At 71.6% G+C, this 18,004-nt stretch carries 19 protein-coding genes; 12 read left to right on the forward strand and 7 right to left on the reverse strand.

Annotation, left to right across the window (positions count from 1 at the left end; translation table 11 throughout):
- The first annotated feature begins 211 nt into the window (after window positions 1–211).
- Together EV378_RS17750 and EV378_RS36380 are read left to right on the forward strand one after the other, a co-directional pair.
- A complete protein-coding gene (locus tag EV378_RS17750) occupies window positions 212–700 on the forward strand; it encodes a nuclear transport factor 2 family protein (protein WP_132426817.1) in 489 nt (162 codons plus the stop codon).
- The gene (locus EV378_RS36380; RefSeq protein ID WP_165922323.1) at window positions 676–1,500 is read left to right on the forward strand and encodes a MerR family transcriptional regulator; all 825 of its coding nucleotides are present in this window, start codon (window positions 676–678) and stop codon (window positions 1,498–1,500) included. Before EV378_RS17750 ends, EV378_RS36380 begins: the two co-directional genes overlap by 25 nt.
- Here the strand turns inward: EV378_RS36380 and EV378_RS17760 are convergent.
- Together EV378_RS17760 and EV378_RS17765 are read right to left on the reverse strand one after the other, a co-directional pair.
- Entirely contained in the window at window positions 1,455–2,534 is a 1,080-nt protein-coding gene (locus EV378_RS17760) for an inositol-3-phosphate synthase (RefSeq protein WP_132426821.1), read from the reverse strand. The two genes, EV378_RS36380 and EV378_RS17760, sit on opposite strands and share 46 nt — an antisense overlap.
- Window position 2,535: 1 nt before the next feature.
- Window positions 2,536–3,207, reverse strand: a complete 672-nt coding sequence (locus EV378_RS17765) for a PadR family transcriptional regulator (RefSeq protein WP_132426823.1) — start codon at window positions 3,205–3,207, stop codon at window positions 2,536–2,538.
- Window positions 3,208–3,351: 144 nt separating this feature from the next.
- On the opposite strand from EV378_RS17765, the gene EV378_RS17770 reads away from it, so the two are divergent.
- The 4 genes from EV378_RS17770 (at window position 3,352) to EV378_RS17785 (ending at window position 8,527) form a co-directional block, all read left to right on the forward strand.
- A complete protein-coding gene (locus EV378_RS17770) occupies window positions 3,352–3,744 on the forward strand; it encodes a DUF5318 family protein (protein ID WP_132426825.1) in 393 nt (130 codons plus the stop codon).
- Window positions 3,745–4,287: 543 nt separating this feature from the next.
- Entirely contained in the window at window positions 4,288–6,384 is a 2,097-nt protein-coding gene (locus EV378_RS17775) for a transglycosylase domain-containing protein (protein WP_243653632.1), read from the forward strand.
- A gap of 110 nt (window positions 6,385–6,494) precedes the next feature.
- Window positions 6,495–7,910, forward strand: coding sequence for a glycosyltransferase family 87 protein (locus EV378_RS17780; RefSeq protein ID WP_243653526.1), 1,416 nt, complete (start codon window positions 6,495–6,497; stop codon window positions 7,908–7,910).
- The gene (locus EV378_RS17785; protein ID WP_132426829.1) at window positions 7,907–8,527 is read left to right on the forward strand and encodes an NUDIX hydrolase; all 621 of its coding nucleotides are present in this window, start codon (window positions 7,907–7,909) and stop codon (window positions 8,525–8,527) included. Before EV378_RS17780 ends, EV378_RS17785 begins: the two co-directional genes overlap by 4 nt.
- 13 nt (window positions 8,528–8,540) lie before the next feature.
- Here the strand turns inward: EV378_RS17785 and EV378_RS17790 are convergent, their stop codons facing one another.
- Together EV378_RS17790 and EV378_RS17795 are read right to left on the reverse strand one after the other, a co-directional pair.
- A complete protein-coding gene (locus EV378_RS17790; protein ID WP_132426831.1) occupies window positions 8,541–9,311 on the reverse strand; it encodes a deoxyribonuclease IV in 771 nt (256 codons plus the stop codon).
- 74 nt (window positions 9,312–9,385) lie between these two features.
- Entirely contained in the window at window positions 9,386–9,772 is a 387-nt protein-coding gene (locus tag EV378_RS17795; RefSeq protein ID WP_132426833.1) for a hypothetical protein, read from the reverse strand.
- Between the two features lie 231 nt (window positions 9,773–10,003).
- On the opposite strand from EV378_RS17795, the gene rpsF reads away from it, so the two are divergent.
- The 5 genes from rpsF to dnaB all read left to right on the forward strand — a co-directional run bounded on the left by rpsF (window position 10,004) and on the right by dnaB (window position 13,644).
- The gene (rpsF, locus tag EV378_RS17800; RefSeq protein ID WP_132426835.1) at window positions 10,004–10,318 is read left to right on the forward strand and encodes a 30S ribosomal protein S6; all 315 of its coding nucleotides are present in this window, start codon (window positions 10,004–10,006) and stop codon (window positions 10,316–10,318) included.
- Between the two features lie 13 nt (window positions 10,319–10,331).
- Complete coding sequence (locus tag EV378_RS17805) at window positions 10,332–10,874, forward strand: single-stranded DNA-binding protein (protein WP_132426837.1); 543 nt, start codon at window positions 10,332–10,334, stop codon at window positions 10,872–10,874.
- A 65-nt stretch (window positions 10,875–10,939) separates the two neighbouring features.
- Entirely contained in the window at window positions 10,940–11,176 is a 237-nt protein-coding gene (rpsR, locus tag EV378_RS17810) for a 30S ribosomal protein S18 (RefSeq protein ID WP_010226886.1), read from the forward strand.
- Window positions 11,177–11,190: 14 nt separating this feature from the next.
- Window positions 11,191–11,640, forward strand: a complete 450-nt coding sequence (gene rplI / locus EV378_RS17815; protein WP_132426839.1) for a 50S ribosomal protein L9 — start codon at window positions 11,191–11,193, stop codon at window positions 11,638–11,640.
- 582 nt (window positions 11,641–12,222) lie between these two features.
- Window positions 12,223–13,644 carry a replicative DNA helicase gene (gene dnaB / locus EV378_RS17820; protein WP_132426841.1) on the forward strand — a complete coding sequence of 474 codons (1,422 nt, stop codon included), beginning with the start codon at window positions 12,223–12,225 and terminating at the stop codon, window positions 13,642–13,644.
- Window positions 13,645–13,674: 30 nt separating this feature from the next.
- On the opposite strand, the gene EV378_RS17825 is transcribed toward dnaB, so the two are convergent.
- Together EV378_RS17825 and EV378_RS17830 are read right to left on the reverse strand one after the other, a co-directional pair.
- Complete coding sequence (locus tag EV378_RS17825; RefSeq protein WP_132426843.1) at window positions 13,675–14,010, reverse strand: DUF3040 domain-containing protein; 336 nt, start codon at window positions 14,008–14,010, stop codon at window positions 13,675–13,677.
- A 122-nt stretch (window positions 14,011–14,132) separates the two neighbouring features.
- Window positions 14,133–14,714 carry a dTDP-4-dehydrorhamnose 3,5-epimerase family protein gene (locus EV378_RS17830; RefSeq protein ID WP_132426845.1) on the reverse strand — a complete coding sequence of 194 codons (582 nt, stop codon included), beginning with the start codon at window positions 14,712–14,714 and terminating at the stop codon, window positions 14,133–14,135.
- A 234-nt stretch (window positions 14,715–14,948) separates the two neighbouring features.
- Between EV378_RS17830 and EV378_RS17835 the strand changes: the two genes are divergently transcribed.
- Window positions 14,949–16,079: a class I SAM-dependent methyltransferase gene (locus EV378_RS17835; protein ID WP_243653633.1), complete on the forward strand. Its 1,131-nt coding sequence runs from the start codon at window positions 14,949–14,951 to the stop codon at window positions 16,077–16,079.
- 3 nt (window positions 16,080–16,082) lie between these two features.
- Here the strand turns inward: EV378_RS17835 and EV378_RS17840 are convergent, their stop codons facing one another.
- Window positions 16,083–17,678 (reverse strand): SDR family oxidoreductase, encoded by a 1,596-nt coding sequence (locus EV378_RS17840; RefSeq protein WP_132426849.1) that lies wholly within the window; start codon window positions 17,676–17,678, stop codon window positions 16,083–16,085.
- Between the last annotated feature and the right edge of the window lie 326 nt (window positions 17,679–18,004).

Here is an 18,004-nt window from a genome sequence, read left to right on the forward strand (position 1 = left end):
CCCACGTCCGCGGTCTCCGGTCGAGACGCGGTCCGTCGGGACGGCCACGCACATTACGAACGGATCTCGTTCGAGTGAATGACGCAGATCTCAATTCACCGAGCGGAATTCGTGAGCGCGCTCACCGAGAACAATTCCGGAATATTTCCGGAATCGAACCGTGCCGGAACGGCTTGACCCTCGACCGACTCGAGGGCCGACGCTCCACGTCATGACCGCAGAGCCATCCGTCGCCCACCGTTTCGCCGACGCGTTCCACGCCCGCGATGCGGACCGGGTCGCCGATCTGTTTACCCCGGACGCGGAGTACCGGGACCTGTTCTACGGCCTGCATCGCGGACGGTCGGGAATCCGCGCGCTGTTCGCCCGCATGTTCGACGAGGGTCGCGACCACCGGTGGGAGATGGCGACCGTCGTGACCGACGGGACGACGACGGCGGCCGAGTGGCGGTTCACGTTCACCGTCACCGGGCCGGAGTCCCGCGGCGGTGGCCGGACGCTCGTCTTCGACGGGATGTCCGTGTTCGTCACCAGCGGGGCGCTCTGTCACCGCTACCGCGAGTACTTCGACCGCGGCGCCGCCCTGCTGGCCGTCGGTCTCGCACCGGACGCGGTCGCCCGCGTCGTCCGGAACCGTCCGGCGATCACGGTCCACCGAGCGGAGGATGCCGGGTCGTGGACGACGACGGCTGGTTCCTGATCGCCGAGTTCGCGCGCCGGTGCCGGCTGCCGGTCTCCGCGCTGCGCTATTACGACGGCGTCGGCCTTCTGCGTCCGGCGTACGTCGACCCGGCGACCGGCTACCGCCGCTACCGAGCCGAGCAGCTCGACGACGCGGTGACGATCGCGCGGCTGCGTGCGGTGGGGACCGGTCCGGACGTGATCGCCCGGGTGCTGGCGGGCGGCGAGGCACGGGAGCGCGCGCTCGCCGGAGAGCGCCGCAGGCTCGCCGGGGAGATCCGCAGGCTCACCGACGGGCTGGCCGAGCTCGACGACCTCGGCCGCGCACCGGTCGTCGGAGACCCGGAGCGGGTGCTGCTCGAACCGGAGGACGTCGTCGCGTGGCCGTTCACGGCTGCGGGCGACGAGCTCGCCGGGACGATCCGGCGCGGCGTCGCGACGCTGCGGACCCGGTTGCGACGACGGGGACGCACGGTCGTGCGGTGGGGGGCGGTGCTCCCGCTCGACGTCGGCGACACGGTGAGCGGCCATGTGATCGCCCGGCCCGACGGCGGTGCGCCCGCCGGCCCCGACAAGCTGCGGCTACCGGGCGGTGAGGCGATCACCGTCGTCCACTCGGGACCGCGTGCGTCGCTCGCCTCCGCCTACCGGGTGCTGCTCGATGCGGCAGGTCCGCGCGCGGCCGGACCGGTCGTCGAGTGGTACCCCGTCGCGGCGTCCGGACCGTCCACCCCGGACGTCACCGGGATCGCGGTCCGGACGCGCGCGGGGGATCACTCGTCGGACTCGCCGCGGATGAACGCCTCGACCTTGTCGTAGGCCACGGAGTCGCGGTACTGCTCCGGCGGCGACTTCATGAAGTAGCTCGACGCGGACAGGATCGGTCCACCGATGCCGCGGTCCTTGGCGATCTTCGCGGCCCGGACGGCGTCGATGATGATGCCCGCCGAGTTCGGGGAGTCCCAGACCTCGAGCTTGTACTCCAGGTTCAGCGGCACGTCGCCGAAGGCACGGCCCTCGAGTCGCACGTAGGCCCACTTCCGGTCGTCGAGCCACGCGACGTAGTCGGATGGTCCGATGTGGACGTTCGACTTGCCGAGATCACGGTCCACCTGGGACGTCACCGACTGCGTCTTGGACGTCTTCTTGGACTCGAGGCGCTCGAGCTCCTTCATGTTCAGGAAGTCCATGTTCCCGCCCACGTTGAGCTGCATCGTGCGGTCCAGCTGCACGCCGCGGTCCTCGAACAGGCGGGCCAGCACCCGGTGCGTGATCGTGGCCCCGACCTGCGACTTGATGTCGTCACCGACGATCGGGACGCCCGCCGCGCGGAAGCGCTCCGCCCACTCCGGGTCGGAGGCGATGAACACCGGCAGTGCGTTCACGAACGCGACGCCCGCGTCGAGTGCGCACTGCGCGTAGAAGCGGTCGGCGTCCTCGCTGCCCACCGGCAGGTAGGACACCAGCACGTCGGCCTGCGCGTCCTTGAGCGCCTGCACGACGTCGACCGGCTCGTCGTCCGACTCGGTGATCGTCTCGAGGTAGAACCGGCCCAGGCCGTCGAGCGTGTGTCCACGCTGCACCGGCACCCCGAGCGGCGGGACGTCCGCGATCTTGATGGTGTTGTTCTCGCTCGCCGAGATGGCGTCCGAGAGGTCCTGGCCGACCTTCTTGGCGTCCACGTCGAACGCGGCCACGAACGTGACGTCGCGGACGTGGTAGCCGCCGAAGTCCACGTGCATCAGGCCGGGCACCTGTGTGGCCGGGTCCGCGTCCGCGTAGTAGTGGACACCCTGGACCAGCGACGCCGCGCAGTTGCCCACGCCGACGACCGCGACACGAACCTGGCTCATGTCAGGTTCCTCCTAGTTCTTCGTCGTGTTCCGGTGCACGGAGGGAAGGCCCTCCGGTGTCGTCCCCGGCAACGCCGCCGGAGTGGTTCTGGACGGGGCTCTTGCCGCCCCGGGACCGTTCTGACTGTTCTGACTGCTCGGCCCGCTCGGTCTCGATCAGCTCGTTCAACCAGCGGACCTCGCGCTCGGTCGAGTCGAGGCCCAACCGGTGCAGCTCGCGCGTGTAGCGGTCGATCTGCTCGCCGGTGCGGCCCAGCACCGTTCGGAGCCCTTCCCGCCTCTCCTCGACGGTCCGCCTGCGGCCCTCCAGGATCCGGATCCTGGTCTCGGCCGGCGTCCGGGAGAAGAACGCCAGGTGCACGCCGAAGCTCCCGTCGTCCCACGCCTGGGGGCCGGCGTCGGCGAGGATCTCGGCGAAGCGCTCCTTCCCTTCCGCTGTGATCCGGTAGACCTTCTTCTCCCGGCGTCCCCGCCGCGGCCAGCCGGACGTCCCGGTCGGGCCCGGAACCGCCTCGACGATCAGGCCGGCCCGTGTCAGACGCCGGAGCGCCGGGTACAGCGAGCCGAACGACACGGCGCGGACGCCGCCGAGCCGTACCCCGAGCTGCTTGCGCAGCTCGTACCCGTGCAGCGAGTCCTCCTGGAGCAGTCCGAGGATCGCGAACTCGAGCACGGGGAAGGCCCCTCCTGGTTGGGTCGTGCGCCACTATATCGAGCCGATACATCGAGCGCAGAACCCGAGAGCGCGATCACACCGCGGGGTCCGATCGTCGGCGGCCGGGCCGTCCCGACTTCCCTCCGCGCGTACGCTGGTCGGGTGCTCAGCCCGCGACAGGTGGTGGACTACGCCCTGCAGCGCCGTGCGCTGCTGGTCGACGTCCACGCCGGCCGCACCCCGCTGGCCGGGGTCCAGGACGCGGACCCCTACCTGCTGCGGGCCGCCCGCTTCCACGGCGAGCCGGTCGACCGGACCTGCCCGCTGTGTCGCAAGGAGCGGCTGACCCACGTGTCGTGGGTGTTCGGGGAGGGTCTGCGCCAGATATCCGGATCGGCGCGCAACCCGGACGAGCTCGAGCAGCTCGCCGCGCTTCATCGTGAGTTCACGGTGCACGTCGTCGAGGTGTGCCGGACGTGCAGATGGAATCATCTGGTCCGGTCCTACGTGCTCGGCACCGGGCGGACGTCCCGGCGCAGGACCGTCGGCGAGTGACAGCACAGCAGACCCGGCCACGACGACAGCTCCCCGACGTCGTGGCCGAGGGACCAGCGAGCAGACCTTCGGAGCCGCCCGGTGAGTGACCAGCGCGACCCCCGACGCATGCCGCCGGGCCCTCAACAGGGGCCACCTCCCGGCCGCCCGCCGATGCCGCCGGCCCGCGGCCCCCGCCCGGGACCCCCGCCCGGCCCGCCGCCCCCCCGCCCGGGCCCGCCGCCGAACGGCAGGCCTCCCGCCCCCCGCCCGGCTCCCCCGCCGCAGGACGGTCGTCCGCCGTTCCGGCCGGACCGGCCCGGTCCCCCGCCGCTGTACACCCACGAGGACTCCGGCGTCGGCATCGTCGAACCGGCGGCGTCGTCGAACGGACGCACGACGGCCGTCGCCGCGCCGCCCCGGCGGACCGGGGGCGGCGGAGGCGGCCGTCCGCCCGGTGGTCCGGGACGCGGTGGCACGGGCGCCGGTTCCGGCGGAGGGCCGGAGCGCAAGGGCCTCCGGCGCTTCTGGCCGCAGTGGAGCAGGCGCCGGTGGATCCTCACCGTGCTGGGCGTGCTGATCCTCGGCCCGATCCTGGCCGTCGCCGTCGGCTGGCTCGTCTTCCCGGTCCCGAACGCGGACGACATCAAGGTCAGCCAGGTGTCCACGTTCACCTACGCGGACAACGCCCCGCTCGCCGTCGTGCGCCCGGACAACGTCAACCGCGTGAGCGTCCCGCTGAACCAGGTGCCGCTGCACGTGCAGCAGGCCGTGATGGCGGCCGAGGACCGGTCGTTCATGTCCAACCCCGGCTTCGACGTCAGCGGCATCGGCCGCGCCGTGTGGAACCAGCTCACCGGTGGTTCCGGCGGCGGTTCGACGATCACGCAGCAGTACATCAAGGTCACCACCGGCCAGGACCAGTTCTCCCTGTTCCGCAAGTACCGGGAGGTCATCCTCGCGGCGAAGATCTCCAAGGAGTACACGAAGGACCAGATCCTGGAGAACTACCTGAACGCGATCTACCTCGGCCGCGGTGCGTACGGCATCCAGGCGGCCAGCCAGGCGTACTTCGGCAAGAACGTGCAGGACCTGACGCCGTCGGAGTCCGCGATGATCGCCGGGTTGATCCAGTCGCCGTCCCGGTGGGACCCGGCGAAGAACCTGGACAAGTCCCAGCAGCGGTGGAACTTCGTGCTCGACGGCGAGGTGGCCCAGGGCTGGATGTCCCCGGCCGACCGCGCCCGCCAGGTCTACCCGACCGCGATCCCGCCGTCGAAGATCGAGGGCGGTATCCCCGGCGACGACAAGGGCCACGTCTACAACGCGGCGCGCGCCGAGCTGGAGCGCATCGGGATCAGCGAGCAGGAGATCGACACCCAGGGCCTGAACGTCACGACGACGATCGATCCCAAGGCACAGGAGGAAGCGGGCCAGGCCGTCCAGAAGATCATGGACGGCCAGCCGGGCAACCTCCGTTCCTCGCTGGTGTCGGTGGACCCGAAGACCGGCAAGGTGCTCGCCTACTACGGCGGCAAGGACGGTGTCGGCCTGGACTACGCGAGCGTGCTGAAGCAGCCCGGCTCGTCGTTCAAGCCGTTCGTGCTGGCCGCCGCCCTGCAGGCCCCGAACCCGATCGGCCTCGGGAAGACCTACGACGGGTCGTCGCCGCAGACGCTCGCCGGCGCGACCGTGACGAACTCCGAGGGCGAGAGCTGCGCCCAGTGCTCGGTCAAGCAGGCCATGACGAAGTCGATCAACACCGTCTTCTACCGGATGGGCCTCGACGTCGGACCGCAGAAGGTCGCCGACGCGGCACACCAGGCCGGCATCCCGGCGGACCTGCTGCCCGGGCCGACCGGTGGCATCTCGCTCGGTGACAAGGAGGTGCACCCGGAGGACATGGCGTCGGCCTACGCGACGTTCGCCGCCGACGGGACGTACCGCGCGCCGTACATGGTCCAGAAGGTCACCGCCGCCGACGGCCGGGTGATCTTCGACCGCGGTACCACCGACACCGGCAAGCAGGTCATGCCCGAGGAGGTCGCCCGCAACGTCACGGAGTCGATGACCGACGTGGCGAGCTCGTCGCGGATCCCGCTGTCCGGCGGGCGTCCGGTCGCGGCCAAGACCGGCACCGTGCAGAGCAGCGTCGAGGGCCAGAACAACGACGCGTGGACGGTCGGCTACACGCCGTCGGTGTCCACCGCCGTCTGGGTCGGCACCGACGACAACAGCCCGATCAAGAACTCGTCAGGGCGCCCGATCTTCGGCCGGATGCTGCCGGGGTCGATCTGGCAGTCGTTCATGAACGACGTGCTGGACGGGACCGACGTCGAGCAGTTCTCGAGCTTCGAGCCGATCGGTCAGGCGCCGACCCCCGACGAGACGCAGGCCCCGCAGCCGTCGGCCACCGCGTCGCCGTCGCCGTCCACCCAGAACAACGGGGACAACGGCCAGAACGACGGTCAGAACAACGGCGACAACGGCCAGAACAACGGGAACAACAACGGGGACGACGGCAACGGGAACAACGGCGACAACGGGAACGGCGACAACAACAACGGGGACAACGGCAACAACGGGAACCCCGGTGACGTCTTCAACGGGTTCGACCCCAGCAACCCCGGGGGGAACCGCGGCGACAACGGCGACAACTAGTGGTCGGACGCGGTGACACCGGACCGTCGTCCCGCTCGTCGTCGGCCCGGTCGGCAGGTACCCGTCAGATCCCCACGTGGGACGAGCCGCTCGCCGCGTCCGCGAGCCGGGTGATCGGAGGCCCGCTCGGCAGGCACGCGCTCGTCGGCCGGAGTCCCTACTGGACGCCGTTGCGGGTCGTGCTGCTGATGGCCGTCGTCGTGCTGGCCCTGGCGTGGCTGGGGAAGTCGCCATGCCTGCAGCAGTACCGCGCCGCCGACGGGTCGCTGGCGCTGGACTGGCAGAACGACCGCCAGTACGTCGCGATGTGCTACTCGGACACGGTCCCGCTCTACGGCGTCGAGGGTCTCGCCGACGGCGGTGTGCCCTACCGGGACGCGTGGTTCGACACCCGCCCGGACGGCACGCGGATCGAGCGGTACATGGAGTATCCGGTGCTCACCGGCTTCTACCAGTGGGCGAACGCGCGGTTCACCGACGGCTGGCAGTACCTGGCCGGCGTGCTGCCGCTGCCCAGCGCGCTGGACGTCGTCGTCTACTTCGACATCTCCGCCGTGGGGCTGGCGCTGGCCTGGCTGGTCGTCGTGTGGGGCGTGCTGCGCCTGCGTCCGGACCGGCCGTGGGACGCGGCGCTGGTGGCACTGTCCCCGCTCGTGCTGGTCCACGCGTTCACGAACTTCGACACGCTCGCCGTAGCGACCGCGACCGGGGCGTTCGTCGCCCTGCGGGGGCGACGACCCGTGCTCGCCGGCGTGCTGATCGGCATCGGCGGTGCCGTCAAGCTCTACCCGCTGCTGCTCCTGCTCCCGATCCTGCTCGTCGGCCTCCGGCGGCGGAACCGGGACGCGCTGCGCACGGCGGTGCTGGCGATCGGCTCCGGCGTGAGCGCCTGGGTGCTGATCAACCTGCCGGTCGCGCTGGCCTGGTTCCGCGGGTGGACCGAGTTCTTCGACCTCAACCGGACGCGACCGGCCGACCCGGACTCGATCTGGTACGTGATCATGTACTTCACCGGATGGCAGGGCTTCGACGGCAGGCTCGCCGAGGACCAGGTGCCGGTGGTGCTGGACACGGTCGTCGCGGTGCTGATGATCGCCGCGTTCGCCGGGATCGCGGTTCTCGCCCTCCGGGCTCCGCGCCCGCCGCAGGTGGCCGAGCTGGCGTTCCTCACGGTCGCCGCGTTCCTGCTGCTGAACAAGGTGTGGAGCCCGCAGTACTCGCTGTGGCTGGTCCCGCTCGCCGTCCTGGCGCTGCCCCGGTGGCGGCTGCTGCTGGCGTGGATGACGGTGGACGCGCTGGTGTGGGTGCCGCGGATGTTCCAGTACGTCGGGGTGGACGCGAAGGGCCTGCCGCCGGACCCGTTCCTGGTCACGGTGCTCGTCCGGGACGCGTTCGTGGTGACGCTGTGCGTGCTGGTGGTCCGGTCGATGCTGCGCGGGACGGACGACGCGGTCCCGCCCGACCCGGTCTGGCCCGCGACGGGCATGCCTGCCCGCCGTCCGCGCACGCCGGTGGAGCAGCGATGACCGACCTCCGCGCCGCGGTGGCGGCCGCCCTGACCGGCTTCGAGCGACGCACGGTCGACCTCGACGGGCGCCGGCACGCCGCGGTCACGATGACGCTGCTTCCGTCCGGATCGGACACCGGCTCGCTCGCCGACGACCTGACGTTCGTGCTGACCCGGCGGGCCCGTTCGTTGCGCAGCCACTCCGGGCAGTGGGCGCTGCCCGGCGGACGGGTCGACAGCGGTGAGCCGGTCACCGAGGCGGCTCGCCGGGAGGTGTTCGAGGAGGTCGGGCTCGACCTCGGTGCGGACCGCGTGCTCGGCCTGCTCGACGACTACCCGACCCGGTCCGGCTACCTGATCACGCCGGTCGTGCTGTGGGGCGGCGACGCGGGCGAGCCGGAGCCGAACCCGGACGAGGTCGCCGAGCTGCACCGGGTGCCGCTGGCCGAGATCGACCACGAGCCGCGGTTCCTGACGATCCCCGAGTCGGACGCACCGGTGATCCAGGTACCGCTGTTCGACCGGTTCGTGCACGCCCCGACCGGTGCGGTGCTCTACCAGTTCCGGGAGCTCGTGCTGCACGGGCGGCCGACCCGCGTCGCCCACCTCGAGCAGCCGGTGTTCGCCTGGAAGTGAGGTCCCGGGGAGATCAGGAGGCGTTCTCCCGCAGGTACCGGATGTCCTGCGCCTGCCCCTCCGCGGGTGTCTCGACGACGACGGGCGCCCCCGCCGCGGCCACGACGGCGGCCAGCACCTCCGGCTCGATCGTCCCGGAGTCGATGTTCGCGTGCCGGTCGCGTGCCGAGTCGAACTCGTCGCGCGAGTTGTTCAGGTGCACCAGGTCGATCCGGCCGGTGATCGCCTTCGCCCGGTCGACGACGTCGGTCAGCTCCTCGCCGCTGCAGAACGCGTGGCAGGTGTCCAGGCAGAAGCCGACGTCGAACTCGCCGATCGCGTCCCAGAGGCGACCCAGCATGTCGAACCGGCGGGCGACCGCGTTGTCCCCGCCCGCCGTGTTCTCCAGCAGGATCGGCACGTCGAACCCGCCCTCGCCCGACTGGCGTTCGACGAACTTGCGCCAGTTGTCGATCCCGACGGCCGGGTCCTCGTCGCGCGTCACGTGCCCGCCGTGCACGACCAGGCCGAACGCCCCGACCTCCTTCGCGCCGGCGGCGTGCTGCTGCACGATCTTGCGCGACGGGATGCGGATCTTGTTGTTCGCCGAGGCCACGTTGGCCAGGTACGGCGCGTGCACGACGACCCCCACGTCGGACGCGGCGAGCTCGGCCGCACGCGGGTGCGGCGGCGGCTTCTTCCAGCCCTGCGGGTCCGACAGGAAGATCTGCACCACGTCTGCCCCGACCTCCGCGGCCTCGGCCAACGGGTCCTCGGCGTCGCGCACGTGCGCCCCGATCTGCATGCCGACACGGTAGCGAGACCCACCGACAGTCCCGCCCCGCCGGGGCCCGGCGCCGCTGCGCCCGGTCGGTCGGCTCAGCCGGTCCGCACACCGGAGCCGGTGAGCACCGCCCGCCACTGCTTGCCGCTCGTGCGGCCCTTCCCGGCGTCGGCCAGCGACGATGCGGCCGAGAACAGGTCGTCACCGCCGCTGACCAGCCACCCGGACTGCGGATCCGGCGCCCCGTTGGGCTTCGTGAGCGAGATCCGCCGGGGCGTGCCGCCGATCGTCGCCTTGAAGCCGCCGGAGAAGTAGTACCAGGGGAACCTGACGTCGGTGACCCGCGCGAGCGGCTCGTCGAACACGACGCCGTCGTCGGAGACGAACGACAGCCGGCCGTCGTACAGCGACAGGAAGCCGGGCGTGTTCATGATCCCGGACAGGATCCAGGCCGGGCTCTGGTGGACGACGGGCTCTGGCACGGGACACTCCTGTCTCCGGGGTCGGACGGCCGCAGGGGGACTCGCCGACGGTCGGTCGCGCCGTTACACCCACCGCGCCGCAGGTCGGGGATGCGCCGCTGGTAATCTCGACCGGTCATCCCGACGCCAACGCCCCTGGTGGCGCGTTTCTGTCGGGGGGCACTGAGAACCTCCTGTCACGGCCAACGGGTCGTGGCCGTTCACACAGTCCATAGGAGGTGAGTGGTTCTCATGCGTCATTACGAAGTCATGGTCATCCTCGACGGGAGCCTGGACGAGCGCACCGTGCAGCCGTCCCTGGAGCAGTTCCTGACGGTCGTCCGCACGGACGGCGGCTCGGTCGAGAAGATCGAGGTCTGGGGCAAGCGCCGTCTCGCCTACGAGATCAACAAGCAGGCCGAGGCCATCTACGCGGTCGTCGAGATCACGGCGGAGCCCGCCACGGTCACCGAGCTGGACCGCCAGCTCGGCCTGAACGAGTCCGTGCTGCGCACCAAGGTCCTGCGCAAGGACGTCACCCGCACGCCGGCGCCCGTCGCAGGCTGAGGGAGGCTCGATCATGGCCGGCGAGACTGTGATCACCGTGGTCGGCAACCTGACGGCCGACCCGGAGCTGCGGTTCACCCCGTCCGGCGCCGCGGTCGCGAACTTCACCGTCGCCTCCACCCCGCGCACCTTCGACCGCCAGTCCGGCGAGTGGAAGGACGGCGAGGCGCTGTTCCTGCGGTGCAACATCTGGCGGCAGGCGGCGGAGAACGTCGCCGAGTCGCTCACCCGGGGCGCCCGGGTGGTGGTGCAGGGCCGCCTGCGTCAGCGCTCCTTCGAGACCCGTGAGGGCGAGAAGCGCACCGTCGTCGAGATGGAGGTCGACGAGGTCGGCCCGTCTCTCCGCTACGCCACGGCGAAGGTCAACAAGGTCAGCCGCGGCGGCGGGAGCGGTGGCTTCGGCGGCGGTGGCGGCGGTTACGACGGCGGCGGAGGTGGCGGTTACCAGGGCGGAAGCTCCGGTGGCGGCAACCAGGGCGGCGGTTACGACGACCCGTGGGGGTCGGCACCGCCCGCAGGCAGCGGCCCGTCCGGCGACGACGAGCCCCCCTTCTAGAGACCATTCGCACCGCGCGCCGAGCGTGCGGGCGGTGCCACGACCCACCCCAGGAGCACCACACCATGGCCAAGGCCATCGTGCGCAAGCCGAAGAAGAAGGTCTGCGCGTTCTGCAAGGACAAGGCTCAGCCGATCGACTACAAGGACACCGGTCTGCTGCGCAAGTTCATCTCCGACCGGGGCAAGATCCGGGCCCGTCGGGTCACCGGCAACTGCCGGCAGCACCAGCGGGACGTGGCCGTCGCGGTCAAGAACTCCCGCGAGGTCGCGCTGCTGCCGTACACGTCCACCGCGCGCTGAGGGAGGGGACCGGAATGAGGCTCATCCTGAACGCCGACGTCCCGAACCTCGGCGAGCCCGGCGACATCGTGGACGTCAAGGACGGCTACGGGCGCAACTACCTGCTGCCGCGCAAGCTGGCCGTCGTCGCCACCCGCGGCGCCGAGAAGCAGGTCGAGCAGATCCGCAGGGCGCAGCGCTCGCGGGCGATCCGGGACCTCGGGCACGCCCAGGAGGTCGCCGGCCAGCTCGCCGAGCTGAACGTCGTCGTCGAGGCGAAGGCGGCCAGCGACGCGGGCCGGCTGTTCGGCTCGGTCACGCCGACCGACGTCGTGGACGCCGTCCGCGCCGCGGGCGGCCCGACGCTCGACAAGCGGTCGGTCGACGTGCCGAAGCAGATCAAGACGATCGGCAAGCACGCGGTCACCGTGCGGCTGCACCCCGAGGTGACCTCCGAGCTGCAGCTGGCGGTCGTCGCCCGCTGAGCCGGCGGGCGGGCCCGCCGCTCACTGAACGTGACGAAGGCGGTGTCCGGAGCGATGAGCTCCGGGCACCGCCTTCTCGTCGTGTCCGGGCCCGGTCCACCCGCACGGCCCGTCCGGGGGTCACCACACCCACATCGGTGGTTCGACCGCGACACGCCGTCAGGTGACGCGGAGTTCGTCCGGCGGCCCTGTGGACGCGCTCGTCGGTGAACGGTTCCCGAGACGCACCGACACGCCGATCGCGTGTCGTCCGGCGACACGCCACACAGGTTTGTCCACACCCGTCCCCATGCCTCTGAGCTGCGACGACGAGTGGATCTCGGGATCGATCCCCAGGTTGTCCACACGTCGGTCCCGGGGCGGGCGGCGGTCGTACACAGGTCGTCCCCAGATCGCCCCACAGCGGCATTTCGTCCGGCGGCCCGACGGCGCCTAACCTCGCGTCGGCCGGCCCGCAGGGAGGGGTGCCCCGAACACCCCGCCGGTTCCGGACGCCCCGACGTCCGGCCGGAGAGTCCGCGGGCGTGTCGAACCGATGTTCGATACGATCGATCCGGCGCCGAGCAGGGGGTGACGTTGCGTATGGCTGTGACCGACGACCGACCGACGGGCCGGCCGCGTGCCGTGCGCGACGGTGAGCAGTCGCAGAACGACCAGAACGGCAGTGCCCCGAGCTCCGCGTTCGACCGCCAGCCGCCGCAGGACCTCACGGCCGAGCAGTCGGTGCTCGGGGGCATGTTGCTGAGCAAGGACGCGATCGCCGACGTCGTGGAGGTGCTGCGCCCGGAGGACTTCTACCGGCCGGCGCACCAGACGGTCTACGAGACGATCCTGGACCTCTACGGCCGCGGTGAGCCCGCGGACGCCGTGACCGTGTCCGCCGAACTGCAGCGCCGCGGTGAGCTCGTCCGGCTCGGCGGTGCGCCGTACCTGCACACGCTGATCGCCACCGTGCCGACGGCGGCGAACGCCGCGTACTACGCCGAGATCGTCGGGGAGAAGGCGATCCTGCGCCGGCTGGTCGAGGCCGGCACCCGGATCGTCCAGCTCGGATACCACGGGTCGGAGACCGGCGAGGTCGACAACGTGGTGGACCGGGCGCAGGCGGCCATCTACGAGGTCACCGAGCGCACCACGAGCGAGGACTACGTCGCGCTCGAGGAGCTGCTGCAGCCCACGATGGACGAGATCGACGCGATCGCCTCCCGGGGCGGCGTCGCGCTCGGCGTGCCGACCGGGTTCGCGGACCTGGATGCCGCGACGAACGGCCTGCACCCGGGCCAGATGATCGTCGTCGCGGCCCGGCCCGGTCTGGGAAAGTCGACGCTGGGGATGGACTTCGCGCGGTCGTGCTCGGTCAAGCACGGTATGACCAGCGCGTTCTTCTCGCTGGAGATGAGCAAGTCCGAGATCGTGATGCGTCTGCTCTCGGCGGAGGCACGGATCCGGCTGGCGGACATGCGGGCCGGGCGGATGAGCGACGACGACTGGACGCGGATGGCGCGCCGGATGAGCGAGATCTCCGAGGCGCCGATCTACATCGACGACTCGCCGAACCTGACGTTGATGGAGATCCGCGCGAAGGCCCGGCGGATGAAGCAGCGCAACGACCTGAAGCTGATCATCCTGGACTACCTGCAGCTGATGACGTCCGGCCGCAAGGTCGAGTCACGCCAGCAGGAGGTGTCCGAGTTCTCCCGGCAGATCAAGCTGCTGGCCAAGGAGCTCGAGGTGCCGGTCGTCGCGATCAGCCAGCTGAACCGTGGTCCCGAGCAGCGCACCGACAAGCGGCCGATGCTCTCGGACCTGCGTGAGTCGGGCTCGATCGAGCAGGACGCGGACATGGTGATCCTGCTGCACCGCCCGGACGCGTTCGAGCGGGACGACCCGCGGGCGGGCGAGGCGGACCTGATCCTGGCCAAGCACCGGAACGGGCCCACGAACACGATCACCGTCGCGCACCAGCTGCACTACAGCCGGTTCTCCGATCTGGCGCACAGCTGACGGACGCCCCGGAACGGAACGCCGGGACGCTCAGGCGAAGCCGGGACCGGGGCGCGGGGCGCTGGTGGCCGCCACGCCGAGCGTGAGCAGGGCCATCACGATGCCGCCGACGACGATCGTCATCGCGCCGGTCGCCGCGCCGGCGAGCAGGAGCAGCATCGCGACGGCGAGCATCACGCAGGGGACCGGGCCCGCGCCGTGCATCGAGCGGTGCGTCGAGCCGTGCGCGGTCCGCGGACGGGCCGGGTGCACCCGGCGGGGCCTGGCCCTCTCCAGCGACCGGAAGCCGGCGACGAGCCGGGGGTCGCTGTGGCGCAGGTGCTCCTCCATCGAGGCCAGGCACTGTCGTTCGCGGTCGTTCAGCACTTCAGTGAACCCCTCGTCACCGGTCGGATCGGGAGCCGGCGCCTGGGGCGTCGTCGGTCCGGGCGGGCTCCGGCAGATGCTACGTGACCGGATCGTGACCTAACCGACGGGTGGGGCGGACGTCACCATCCGACGGCACACACCCGCTCCGGGGCCGGTACGCCGAGCAGCCCGCAGAGATCCGACCAGCTTCCCGCTGCGCGGTCGCGGCCGCTCATCGTCCCCGCAGCCAGGGGCCAGCGTACGGCCAGGTCCGGGTCGTCGAAACGGACCGCGACGTCCTCGGTCGGCTCGTGCGGGGTGTCGATCCGATAGCAGGTGTCGACCGTCTCGCTCAAGGCCTGGAATCCGTGCAGACATCCCGCCGGGATGTAGAGGTGGCGCATGTCCGTGTCGTCGAGCAGGAAGCCGGCGACCCGGCCGAACGTCGGTGACGACGGGCGGGCGTCGACCACGACGTCGTGCATCGCGCCGTGCGCGCAGCGGACGAGCTTCGACTCGCCCCGGCCGATCCGCCCGTGCAGCCCGCGCACGACACCGCGGGTGGACCGGGACTGCGAGTCCTGCAGGAACCGGGAGGGGTCGACCCCGTGGCGACGGGCGACCGACGCGTCGAACGTCGCCGTCGCGTCGCCGTGCCGGTCGACGGCCGGAGCCGGGACGAACAGGAGCACGCCGTCGATGACCGTCCGGTGAACCTGCACGGCAGACCTCCGTCTACGTCGTCGAACCGCACCGCCGGGGCGCGGTCCGTGACCACGCCCGGGAGCACCACCTTCGTTGAGGGCAACGAAACGTCGGGCCCTCGGTCACGTGCTGCAACAGGAATGGTCCGAAAGGGGGATGGACCGACTGCGTCACACGACGAAACGGGAGTTGGTGGGCAATCCCTGTTGCGGCCCTACCGTGATCCGGACATATCGAGGATCGAGGTGACGATGGTCGACGCCGTGGGGATGCGCTGCCGGTCCTGCCGCGGCGACGCCGGTGACGTCGTGCTCGACCTCGGTCGGCAGCCCGCGTGGGACCGCATGCCGTGGCGGGACGAGCCGCTGCCGGATCCCGACTTCCTGTTGCGTATGTGGTGCTGCCGCAGCTGTGGACTGTCGCAGCTGTGCAGCGACGCGGACGCCTCCGACGAGCTGTTCGGCGTCGAGCCGCGCTCGGTCGCCGAGCAGAGCGACCGGTCGATCGCCCGTCTGGACGCCGAGGGTCTCGTCCTGCCGGGTGCGACGGTCGCCGAGTTCGGCAGCCCGCACGGTGAGTCGTGGCTCGGTCGGCTGTCCGACGCGGGCATGGTCACCGCGGCCGGACGGACCGCCGACCTCGTCGTCGACTTCTACGGCCTGCTCCACGACGCCGACCAGGACGCGGCCCTGCGCGCCCGGACGGCGTCCCTCGCGCCGGGCGGCACGCTCGCCGTCCAGATGCTGACGCTCGGGACGGTGCTGTCGCTGCGGCAGTGGTTCGACCTCCGGCACGGTCACTACGCGTACTGGTCGCTGCCGACGCTCGACGCGGCGTTGCGTCGGCACGGGCTCGGCGTGCACCGCGCGTGGCGCTACCCGCTGTCCGGCGGCACGATCCTGCTCACCGCGAACCGGGACCCGCGGCCCGACGCCGCCACGCTGCGGCTGATCGACGAGGAGCGCACCGTCGGCGTCGACGACGTCGGAGCGCTGTGTGCCCTGCAGGGTGCGGCCGAGAGCAACGCGGCGGCGTTGCGCGGCTGGCTCGTCTCCGAGCGCGAGGCGGGGCGCACGGTCGCCGCGTACGGGGCCGCGTCCCGGTCCGTCCCGGTGGTCAGCCACGCCGGTCTGGACAGTGGACTGCTGAGCGTGGTCGGCGACGCGTCGCCTGCGAAGCAGGGCAGGCGCATGCCGGGCACCGACATCCCGATCGTCACGCCCGGCGAGCTCGTGGACTCCCGTCCGGACCGGGTCCTGTTGTTCCTGCCGGAACTGGCCGACGAGGTCCGGGAGACGGTGCCGGGGATCGAGGCCGCGGGCGGGCGCTGGGTCCTTCTCGACCCGTCGCTGCGCGTACTCGAACCCGCCCTGATGCTCTGACGGTCAGGCGGCCCTGCGCCGCGAGGACCGGCGCCCGGTGGAACCGGGTTCGCCGTGGCGTGCCCGCTCCGCGGTACGGGTGATGTTGCGGACCATGCCGCCGAACACGATGCCGTGGAACGGCGCGACCGACCACCAGTACAGGTATCCGGGCAGGCCGTGCGGCACGAACACGGCGCGCTGGTGGTAGATCGAGCCGCCGTCGTCGGGACGCACGGCCATCTCCAGCCACGCCCGTCCTGGCACCTTCATCTCGGCCCGCAGGCGCAGGAGCCCCTCGCCGGCCGGGACGTCGTCGGCACCGTCGCGCGCGCCGTGCGGTTCCACCAGCCGCTCGACCCGCCACCAGTCCAGGGCGTCGCCGGTGTGCAGCTCGTCCGGGTCGCGCCGTCCACGGCTGAGCCCGACGCCGCCGACCGCCCGGTCCATCCACCCCCGCACCGACCACGCGAGCGGGAACGAGTACCAGCCGCGCTCGCCACCGATCCCGGTGATCACCGACCACAGCTCGTCCGTGCCCGCGGTGCTGGGCTGCTCGCGCTCGTCGACGTACACGCTGCCGCCGGACCACTGTGGATCGCTCGGCAGCGGGTCCGACGGGACGCCCTCGACGGTCGCGCCGGACCACCGGGTCTCCACGTCGCCGTCGGTGACCCTGGCCAGAGCGAGCCGGACGGCGCGCTCGTAGCCGATCCGCCCCTCCGGTGGGTCCGGGATCCAGGACAGGATGTCCTGCTCCCGGCAGACGACCTCGTGCACCAGCGACTCGATCAGCGGGGCGGCGATCGACTTCGGCACCGGGGTGACGACGTTGACCCAGTGCGCGGACAGCTTCGGGGTCAGCAGCGGGACCGGGAGCACGCGGCGCCGTCCCAGCCCGGACTCGGCGGCGAAGCGCTGCATCATCTCGAGGTAGGTCAGCACGTCCGGTCCGCCGATGTCGAACGTGCGGTTCACCTCGGGCGGGAGGTCGGCGGACGCGACGAGGTAGCGCAGCACGTCCCGGACGGCGATCGGCTGGATCCGGTTGTGCACCCAGCTCGGCGTGACCATCACCGGCAGCCGCTCGGTGAGGTGGCGCAGCATCTCGAAGCTGGCCGATCCGGAGCCGATGATCACGGCCGCCTGCAGGACGACGGTGGGGACGCCGCTGCGCAGCAACGTCTCCCCCACCTCCACACGGGACGCGAGGTGCGCCGAGAGCTCGGTGGGCGCGACGTCGGGATGCAGGCCGCCCAGGTAGACGATCCGCTTCACCCCCGCGTCCCGGGCCGCCTCGGCCATGATCAGCGCGGCCCGCCGGTCGGTGGCCGAGAAGTCCTTGTCGGACAGCGAGTGCACGAGGAAGTAGACGACGTCCACGTCCCGGCACGCCCGGCGCACGCTGTCCGGGTCGAGGAGGTCGCCCTGCACGATCTCCGCGTGGCGGGCCCACGGCACGTCGCGCAGCTTGCCGGGATCGCGCACCAGGCAACGCACCCGGACACCGTCCGGAGCGGACGGGACGGACTCGCCCGCCCGCCCCGGTTCGCGTCCGAGCAGCCGAGGGGCGAGCCGTCCGCCGATGTACCCGGTGGCGCCGGTGACGAGGAATCGCACGACGGCGATTCTCTCGCGGGTCCGCGCCGCCTGCGCGTCCACGGCGCTGGGGAACGGGTGGAGGCACGGGTGGAGCAGCCCGACGCGCGATCGTCACCCTGCGTTGAACGACACCCGTGTGATTGACCCTCGACGGCACGGCGACCCGCTCGGACGGGTGGCGCAACGGGCGATGGTGCCCACCGTCGTGCCGCCGACCGGCGGATCTCCGACGTGATCGTGTCGCGGCGCCCCGGCGCGTCGCGGCGAGCGGTCGACGACTGCTCCATTCAGGGTCACAGTGCGTACTGTGCGCGCACTTCGACAGCGCTCGTCGAGGGGTCGTG

Source organism: Pseudonocardia endophytica, from assembly GCF_004339565.1.
Classification (GTDB): Bacteria; Actinomycetota; Actinomycetes; order Mycobacteriales; family Pseudonocardiaceae; genus Pseudonocardia; species Pseudonocardia endophytica.

What these genes read in the sequence shown, in the direction of transcription:
- EV378_RS17785 (WP_132426829.1), top strand. Translation starts at nt 7,907, where the DNA reads ATGACCGACCTCCGCGCCGCGGTGGCGGCCGCCCTGACCGGCTTCGAG.
- rpsR (WP_010226886.1), top strand. Translation starts at nt 10,940, where the DNA reads ATGGCCAAGGCCATCGTGCGCAAGCCGAAGAAGAAGGTCTGCGCGTTC.
- EV378_RS17750 (WP_132426817.1), top strand. Translation starts at nt 212, where the DNA reads ATGACCGCAGAGCCATCCGTCGCCCACCGTTTCGCCGACGCGTTCCAC.
- EV378_RS17760 (WP_132426821.1), bottom strand. Translation starts at nt 2,534, where the DNA reads ATGAGCCAGGTTCGTGTCGCGGTCGTCGGCGTGGGCAACTGCGCGGCG.
- dnaB (WP_132426841.1), top strand. Translation starts at nt 12,223, where the DNA reads ATGGCTGTGACCGACGACCGACCGACGGGCCGGCCGCGTGCCGTGCGC.
- rplI (WP_132426839.1), top strand. Translation starts at nt 11,191, where the DNA reads ATGAGGCTCATCCTGAACGCCGACGTCCCGAACCTCGGCGAGCCCGGC.
- EV378_RS17805 (WP_132426837.1), top strand. Translation starts at nt 10,332, where the DNA reads ATGGCCGGCGAGACTGTGATCACCGTGGTCGGCAACCTGACGGCCGAC.
- EV378_RS17835 (WP_243653633.1), top strand. Translation starts at nt 14,949, where the DNA reads ATGGTCGACGCCGTGGGGATGCGCTGCCGGTCCTGCCGCGGCGACGCC.
- rpsF (WP_132426835.1), top strand. Translation starts at nt 10,004, where the DNA reads ATGCGTCATTACGAAGTCATGGTCATCCTCGACGGGAGCCTGGACGAG.
- EV378_RS17790 (WP_132426831.1), bottom strand. Translation starts at nt 9,311, where the DNA reads ATGCAGATCGGGGCGCACGTGCGCGACGCCGAGGACCCGTTGGCCGAG.